Genomic DNA, 7,001 nt, shown 5'->3' with positions numbered 1-7,001 from the left:
TGCGAGGCCTCCACGAGGTCGTGCACCTGCCGCTGCGCCGGGGTGAAGGTCCCCGTCGAGGGCAGCGTCCGCGTCACGTCGGCCGTGTAGAAGGAAAGGTTCTCCACCCCCATGTCGAGCAACAGCGCCTCGGACTCGCGCACGGGCCCGTCGCAGCGCACCCAGTGCAGGATCGGCGCGTGCGCGCCCGAGCCCACGATGGTGGAGTAGCCGGGGCCGTTCCCGAGCGTGCGCGCCACGCGATCGAAGGTGCCCTGCAGCCAGCGCTCGCCGCCGAACTCGATCGCGTTCGGGATCTCGCGCGCGACCGCCTCGAAGCCCGTGACGGAGTGGTCCACGGCGAGGCGCAGCTCGGCGATCTCCCACTCGTCCTTGATCATGCGCAGCTCGGAGAGCACGCGGCCCAGCTCGGCGTCGCGGGGGAGCTGCGCCAGGGGCGCGCCCGGGCCGCTCTGCGGGACCGTGCCCCAGACACGGGTGTCCCGGGCGAACTCGGGCGCGGGCAGCAGGCGAGTCTCGATGTCGAGGACCCCGGCCCAGTCCGAGGCGTCCGGGGCGGCGCCCACCCACAGCTCGCCGTGCACCGGGTCCGCGTGGAAGCCGGTCTCCCCGGGGTAGGCGGGGCGGGGCACGTAGAGCACCGCGTCGTGGCCGGAGCCCGCTGGCTCCAGCACAACGATGGCGTCCTCGGCGTCGCAGCCGGTCAGCCAGAAAAAGTCGCTGTCGGGGCGGAACAGGTAGTAGGTGTCGTTCGCGCGCACCGGGGCGCGGCCCGCCGCGACCACCAGGCGCTGCCCCGGGAAAGCGCGGCTGAGCCTGGCGCGGTGCGCGGCCGCGGCCTGGGCGATACCGGGGGCGGCAAACGGGGTCCGGTCGGGGGCCGACCAGCCGTGCTTCATGTGCTCGACGAACCCCGGGGACTGCGCGAGCCGCGGCATCCGGGGATCGCGCTCCGCGGGCCGCGGCATCGACGGCGTGGCCGGGGCGGCGTGCTGGTGGGTGGCGGATGACTCGGTCACGGCGGTTCCTCCTGGGGTGGCTGTGCGGACGGGGCTGAGGGGCTGACGGGCTGAGGGGCTGGCTGGGCTCCGCCGGGGCTGACCGGGGCAGCGCGGCGCGCAGCCCGGGGAGCGCGCGGGCGGGGGAGAGGCGCGGGGGCGCGGGGCTCAGGCCCGGTCGGCCGGCGCGGGCACGCGGGCCGCCAGGGCATCGAAGAGGCGGCCGGCGACCCGGCCCGAGTGCAGGCCGTCGTGCTCGAACTCGTTCGTGACCCAGGCGTTGAGCCCGCCGACCCGTGCGGCGGTGTCGAGGGAGAGGCCCGCGTCCACGTACATGTCGTCGAAGTACACGGCGGCTTCGACGGGGACCTCGTTCGCGGCGAGGCGGGCGTGGTCGTAGAGCGCAATCGGGCGCTCCTGCGCGGCCAGCGCCTCGACGCCGTCCCGGAAGTCGCGCAGGGCGCGGATTTCTTCGAACATCCACGGGAACACCATCTCGCCGGTCAGCAGGAGCGGGCGCGCATCCGGCGCGAACTCCGGGTGGCGCGCGCGGATGCGCTCGGCGGCCCAGGCGCTCGGGCCCGGCCCGTAAATGCTCTCCTGGAGGGCCGCGTAGAGCGGGTTGCGCGCGAAGCCGGTCTCGGCGGCGATTGCGGCCAGGAACGACTCGCTCAGCCTGGTGCGGGCGGCGTCGGCCCAGGCCTCGTCGAGCAGCCAGTGGGTGCGTTCGAAGCCGGGCTTCATCCCGAAGTCGAAGCCCAGGGTCTGCAGGCGGCGCGTGGTCAGTCGGTCGCCGTCGGGCAAGCGGATGTCCTCCGCGTCGAGCAGGTCCGCGATCCGAGCGAGCTGCTCGGCGTCCTGCGGGAACTGGGCGGCGAAGCGGCGGTTTTTCTCCGCGGTGCGCGGGAAGGTGCGCTCGTAGACCACGGCGGGGTCGGGGTCGATACTGGGCAGCCCGCCCGTGATCGCGGAGCCGATGATCGCCGCCGGGGCAACCGAGAGATAGTGCAGGGTGAGGAAGCCCCCGTAGCTCTGACCGAGGGTCCACCAGCGGCGGCCCGCGTACTCGGAGCGACGCAGTTCCTCGAGGTCGTGGATGATCGAGTCGGCGCGGTGCAGGGCCAGGAGCTCCGCGGCGGCCTCGGCGTCCAGCCCGGCCAGTGACTGGCCGGTCAGGGGCGTCGAGCGCCCGGTGCCGCGCTGATCGGGCAGCACCACCCGGAAGCGGCTGAGGGCCTCGCCGAGGAAGGATTCGCGCCCGGTGGGGCGTGGGGACTTCCCGCCGGGGCCGCCCTGGAGGAAGACGAGCAGCGGCAGATCCTCGTGCTGGCGGCGAGCATCCACCAGCTCGCGGGCAAAGACGGAGATCGTGCGCCCATCGTCGGGGTTCGCCCAGTCCAGGGGAACCGTGGTGACGATGTCGCGGACCGCGATGCCGTCGGCGATGGTGTACTCAGCAGTGATCACGGGTGTGCCGCCGTTCTGGGACTCGGGAGGCCCGGGATGAGCGGGCGGGTTCGGGGCGGCCCGGACCGTGGGTCCGCCCCTGCCATGCTATCGGGCCAGCCGCGTCGCGTCCCGGGCCGCCCAGCCCGCGCGATTACCCCATTGAGGCGAAGCGCTCCACGTTCGCGCTCGTGCCCGAAACGATGATCAGGTCGTGATTCGAGACCACGGTGTCCGGGGTCGCGTAGGTGAAGGGCCCGCCGGGCGTCTTCACGCCGACGACGGTCACGCGGTGCCTGGTGCGTACCCCGCTCTCCGCGAGCTTGAGCCCGCGGATCGAGCGCGGCGGGTACATCTTGACGAGCACGAAGTCGTCGTCGAACTGAATGAAGTCGAGCATCTGCCCGCTGACGAGGTGGGCGACCCGTTCGCCCGCCTCGCGCTCGGGGTAAATGACGTGGTTCACGCCGATGCGCTCCAGGATCTTTCCGTGCGACTGCGAGATCGCCTTCGCCCAGATCTGCGGGATGCCGAGGTCCACGAGGTTCGCGGCGACGAGCACGCTCGCCTCGATCGAGCTGCCGACCGCGACGACGGCGATCTTGAACTCCTCTGCGCCGATCTGGCGGAGGGCGTCGATGTTCCGCGCGTCCACCTGCACCGTGTGCGTGACGCGGTCGGACCACTTCTGCACGAGCGCCTGGTCCGTGTCGACCGCGAGCACCTCGCGGTCCAGTCGGTCGAGCTGACCGGCGGTTGCGGCGCCGAAGCGGCCCAGGCCAATCACCAGCACGGGGGAGTCGTTGCGGATGAGATCAACCAACGATCGGCCTTTCCTCGGGAAGCTTGAACAGCTGCGGGCGGTTCGTCGCGGCGACCGCCGCGGCGAGAGTCACTGTACCAACGCGACCGGCCCACATGGTCGCAGCCATCACGTACTTGCCCGCATCGGGCAGGTTCTCCGTGAGCCCCGTCGACAGCCCGCAGGTACCGAAGGCGCTGATGACGTCGAAGAGGACGTAGTCGAGCCGCTCCCCGGTCATGTGCAACAGGATGATGGTCGAGGTGGCGACGATGGTCGCGCCCCAGATCCCGACGCTCACCGCGACGCGAAGCACCTCGGTCGGGATACGACGCTGGAAGGCCTGGATGTCCTGGTAGCCGCGCGCCTCGGCAAAGGCGGCGAGGAACAGCACCGCGAGGGTGGTGACCTTGATCCCGCCCGCGGTGGAGGCGGAGCCACCGCCCACGAACATGAGCATGTCGATGAACAGCAACGTCGAGCCGTTCATCTCGGCGATGTCGAGGGTGCCGAGTCCGCCGGAGCGCGTCATCACGGAGGTGTAGCCCGAGGACAGCAGGCGCTGCCAGAAGCTCTGCTCGCCGAGGGTTGCGGGGTTGCCCCACTCGAGGCCACCGATCGCGAGGGTGCCGACGAGGATCAGCAGCGCGGTCGTGGTCAGGGTGAGTTTCGTGTGCAGCGGGAGCCGCTTGTGCGCGCGCCAGCCGCCCCCGGTCACGTAGCGCCACAGCGCGAAGATGACGGGGAAGCCGATGCTGCCGAGGAAGACCCCGATGGCGAGCACGGTGAGCATGTACGGGTCGACCGCGAACTGCGTCATCCCGTCGGCGAGCGGCACGAAGCCCGTGTTCGTGAAGGAGGAGGCCGCGAAGTAGAAGCCGCGCCACAGTGCGAGCAGCGGGTCGTAGCCCGCGACCATGAGCCGCGGCCAGATGAGCAGGGTCAGCACGGCCTCGATCACGAGCACGCTGATCGCCACGGCACCCAGCAGGCCCTTGATGTCGCCGAGGCCGACCGCCTGGCTCTCGCTCGCGCCCTTCGACGTGCGCAGCGGGTTCGTGTCGGTGGCGGCCATGAGGCGCTGGCGCAGACCCAGCCGGCCCATCACCATGAGCCCGAGGATGCTCGCGAGGGTCAGCACGCCGATCCCGCCGATCTGGATGCCCGCGAGGATCACCAGGTCGCCGAAGAGCGACCAGTGCTCGGACATGTTGACCGTGCTCAGCCCGGTCACGCAGATCGCGGACACCGCGGTGAAGAGCGCGTCCACGAGCGGGGTCGCGGTGCGGCTGGCCGCCGAAATTGGCAGCATGAGCAGCGCGGTCCAGAACAGGATCAGCGCCGTGAAGATCATGAGCGCGAACCGCGACGGTGAGGAGTGGATAAGCGCGGCAAATCGCCCGCGGGGCTGCGAAACCCCCAGCGGCTGTTTCACCGCAAAACGCTGGACCACGTGCTCTTCTTTCGGCCGGTTCGGTACCGGGCCGGCAGTCGCCGCAAACCGGTGGTTGTCATGCTACACACGAAGCGGGTTACGCTGGTGGGTATGCCAGACATTTTCAGTGTCATCGCGGATCCGACCCGACGCGATATCCTCCAGATTCTTCTCGAGCGATTTCAACAGGGGCAGGAAATTAGCGTGTCCGACATTGTGGCCCAGCTCGAGACGAGCCAGCCCACCGTTTCGAAGCACCTGAAGGTGCTTCGAGAAGCCGAGCTGGTCAGCGTCCGCGAGGAAGGCCAGCATCGATTCTACGGCCTCACGCCGGAGCCGCTGGAAATGGTGGAGGACTACGTCATTCCCTTCCTCAGCGTCGGGATGAACGCCGAGGTCACCGTGGAGTACGTGACCGAGGAGGCCGAGGGGGAGCCCGTACTCAGCGAGGACGTGCTCGAAACCGCCGAGGGCCTGGGCCGCGCTGTCGCGCGCGCCGAGAACCAGGTCAAGGAGCTCGTCGCCCGGTTCCGACTCCGCGGCTGAGCTGAGCGTTTCCCGGGTACGCCCGGACGCTCCGCCGCGGGGGCGCGCCCGGCGTGAGGTAGACTCTCTGTGAGCCGTACTTTCGTCTTTCAGACATCTTCGGTTTAGAATAGTTCTGTTGTGGGCTTCGAATCACCGTAGTCCCGTTGACTTTGTGAGGTACTCGTGGGTTCAGTTATCAAGAAGCGCCGCAAGCGTATGTCCAAGAAGAAGCACCGCAAGCTGCTTCGGAAGACCCGCCACCAGCGTCGCAACAAAAAGTAGGTCCCTCCCCAGCGGAGAGAGCTGTTGCACGGAAAAGCGTCGACCCTCGGGTTGGCGCTTTTTTGCTGCCCGGGCGCCCGGTGCCCGGCTCCCGTGCCCGTGGCCCGGACCCGGTTGCTCGCCCGGCCAGAGGGCTCGCCCGGCGCGGCGCTACGATAGGGGTATGTCCCCCGTCACGCTCACCCTGATCGGCAAGCCCGGTTGCCACCTCTGCGACGACGCGAGAGCGGCCATCGAGGCCGTCATCGCCTCCCCCCGGATCGCGGGCGCCGGGGTCACCGTGACCGTCGAGGAGCGCAGCATCCTCGAGGATGCCGAGCTGCACGCGAAGCACGTCGAGGAGATCCCGGTCGTGCTCGTGGACGGCCGGATGCACACCTACTGGCGGGTCGACTCCGACCGCCTGACCACAGCCATTCTGAAAGCGAGCGCCGCATGACCCTCCGCCACATTGTCTCCTGGAAGCTGAGCGGCGAGACGCTCGCCGAGCGCGACGCGCAGGCCGCCGAGATCCGCGCGGCCCTGGAGCCCTTGACCGAGCTCGTGCCGAGCGTGCGGGCGCTCTCGGTGCACCGGAATGAGCTCTTTGACGGCGACAACTTCGACGTCACCCTGATCGCCGACTTTGATGACGCCGAGGGCCTGTCCGCCTACGCCACGCACCCCGACCACCTCGCCGCCGGGGCGATCATCGCCTCCCACGCCGCTGGCCGCGTCGCCACCGACTTCACCCGCTAAGCGCGTCCCGGCTTCGCCAGCGCGTGGCCGGGTGGCGGCCCGCGAGCCCCTGGCCGGGCGCCGGACCGCGCTGATCAGGGCGCAGCTGCGTGCAAGCGGGGCTGCGGTCCGTGTGTGTCAGGGCACCGGTCCGTGCCGCTCAGGGCACAGAGCAGCGCCCGTCGGGGAGGCCCCAGCGACCTAGGCGTCCCAGAGGGCGGGGACGAGCACCCAGAGCACGGTGGCCCCGCCCTCGCCGATCACGTCCCAGCTGTGCGGCTCGCGGCCGCTGAAGGTGAGGGTGTCACCGGGGCCGAGCTCCCACTGCCCGCCCGCGAAGCGGATCCGGACCTGCCCCTCGATGACGTGCGCGACGTCCACGTCCGCGGCGACCGCGTAGAGCTCGTCGCCGCCGTGCCCGCCCGGCTCGATCGTGGAGCGCAGCACCTGGACGCGGGACTCCTCTCGCGGCGACAGCAGCTCCTCGATGACGTCCACGCCGCCGAGGTTCACCCGGGGGCCGGTGCCCGCGCGCACGAGCTGCACGGGGGCCTCCTCGAAGAGGGAGCCGACCGAGATCGAGAGCACGTCGCAGATCGCCACGAGCGAGGAGACGCTCGGCGAGGTGATGTCGCGCTCGACGCGGGACAGGAAGCCCTTGGTGAGGCCCGTCACGGTGGCGACCTCGTCGATCGTGAGCTGCAGGGCCTGCCGGGCGGCGCGCAGCCGCGGGCCGATCGCGATCTCCCGGTTGCTGGGGTCGAGGGGCATGGCACGCATACGTGTCAGCGTA

At 70.5% G+C, this 7,001-nt stretch carries 9 protein-coding genes; 4 read left to right on the top strand and 5 right to left on the bottom strand.

What is annotated here, in order from left to right:
- The 4 genes from OOT08_RS08520 to OOT08_RS08505 form a co-directional block, all read right to left on the bottom strand.
- Positions 1-1,019: aminopeptidase P N-terminal domain-containing protein (locus OOT08_RS08520; RefSeq protein ID WP_325092201.1), on the bottom strand; the 1,019-nt coding region annotated here is incomplete at its 3' end.
- 147 nt (positions 1,020-1,166) lie between these two features.
- On the bottom strand, positions 1,167-2,465 hold the full coding sequence (locus OOT08_RS08515) for an alpha/beta fold hydrolase (protein ID WP_325092199.1): 1,299 nt from the start codon (positions 2,463-2,465) through the stop codon (positions 1,167-1,169).
- A gap of 133 nt (positions 2,466-2,598) precedes the next feature.
- Positions 2,599-3,267: a potassium channel family protein gene (locus OOT08_RS08510; RefSeq protein WP_325092198.1), complete on the bottom strand. Its 669-nt coding sequence runs from the start codon at positions 3,265-3,267 to the stop codon at positions 2,599-2,601.
- Positions 3,260-4,600, bottom strand: a complete 1,341-nt coding sequence (locus OOT08_RS08505; protein ID WP_442916231.1) for a TrkH family potassium uptake protein — start codon at positions 4,598-4,600, stop codon at positions 3,260-3,262. The genes OOT08_RS08510 and OOT08_RS08505 overlap by 8 nt, the downstream gene beginning before the upstream one ends.
- Before the next feature lie 192 nt (positions 4,601-4,792).
- Between OOT08_RS08505 and OOT08_RS08500 the strand changes: the two genes are divergently transcribed.
- The 4 genes from OOT08_RS08500 (at position 4,793) to OOT08_RS08485 (ending at position 6,229) form a co-directional block, all read left to right on the top strand.
- Complete coding sequence (locus OOT08_RS08500) at positions 4,793-5,227, top strand: ArsR/SmtB family transcription factor (RefSeq protein WP_325092196.1); 435 nt, start codon at positions 4,793-4,795, stop codon at positions 5,225-5,227.
- Positions 5,228-5,392: 165 nt separating this feature from the next.
- A complete protein-coding gene (locus OOT08_RS08495) occupies positions 5,393-5,491 on the top strand; it encodes a 30S ribosomal protein bS22 (RefSeq protein ID WP_005504750.1) in 99 nt (32 codons plus the stop codon).
- Positions 5,492-5,654: 163 nt separating this feature from the next.
- Entirely contained in the window at positions 5,655-5,930 is a 276-nt protein-coding gene (locus OOT08_RS08490; RefSeq protein WP_325092195.1) for a glutaredoxin family protein, read from the top strand.
- Complete coding sequence (locus OOT08_RS08485) at positions 5,927-6,229, top strand: Dabb family protein (RefSeq protein WP_325092194.1); 303 nt, start codon at positions 5,927-5,929, stop codon at positions 6,227-6,229. The genes OOT08_RS08490 and OOT08_RS08485 overlap by 4 nt, the downstream gene beginning before the upstream one ends.
- 180 nt (positions 6,230-6,409) lie before the next feature.
- Here OOT08_RS08485 and OOT08_RS08480 read toward each other — a convergent pair.
- A partial coding sequence (locus OOT08_RS08480; protein WP_325092192.1) for a helix-turn-helix domain-containing protein occupies positions 6,410-7,001 on the bottom strand: 592 nt, incomplete at its 5' end.

The organism is Leucobacter sp. M11 (genome assembly GCF_035726885.1).
In the GTDB taxonomy this organism is placed as follows: Bacteria; Actinomycetota; Actinomycetes; order Actinomycetales; family Microbacteriaceae; genus JAPFRB01.
Note: the sequence above shows the minus strand (reverse complement) of the source record. Positions and strands in the feature narration are given on the sequence as shown.

Bases quoted from the DNA above. Each gene is read 5' to 3' on its own strand.
- OOT08_RS08505 (WP_442916231.1), bottom strand. From the start codon at position 4,600: ATGATCTTCACGGCGCTGATCCTGTTCTGGACCGCGCTGCTCATGCTG.
- OOT08_RS08500 (WP_325092196.1), top strand. From the start codon at position 4,793: ATGCCAGACATTTTCAGTGTCATCGCGGATCCGACCCGACGCGATATC.
- OOT08_RS08490 (WP_325092195.1), top strand. From the start codon at position 5,655: ATGTCCCCCGTCACGCTCACCCTGATCGGCAAGCCCGGTTGCCACCTC.
- OOT08_RS08485 (WP_325092194.1), top strand. From the start codon at position 5,927: ATGACCCTCCGCCACATTGTCTCCTGGAAGCTGAGCGGCGAGACGCTC.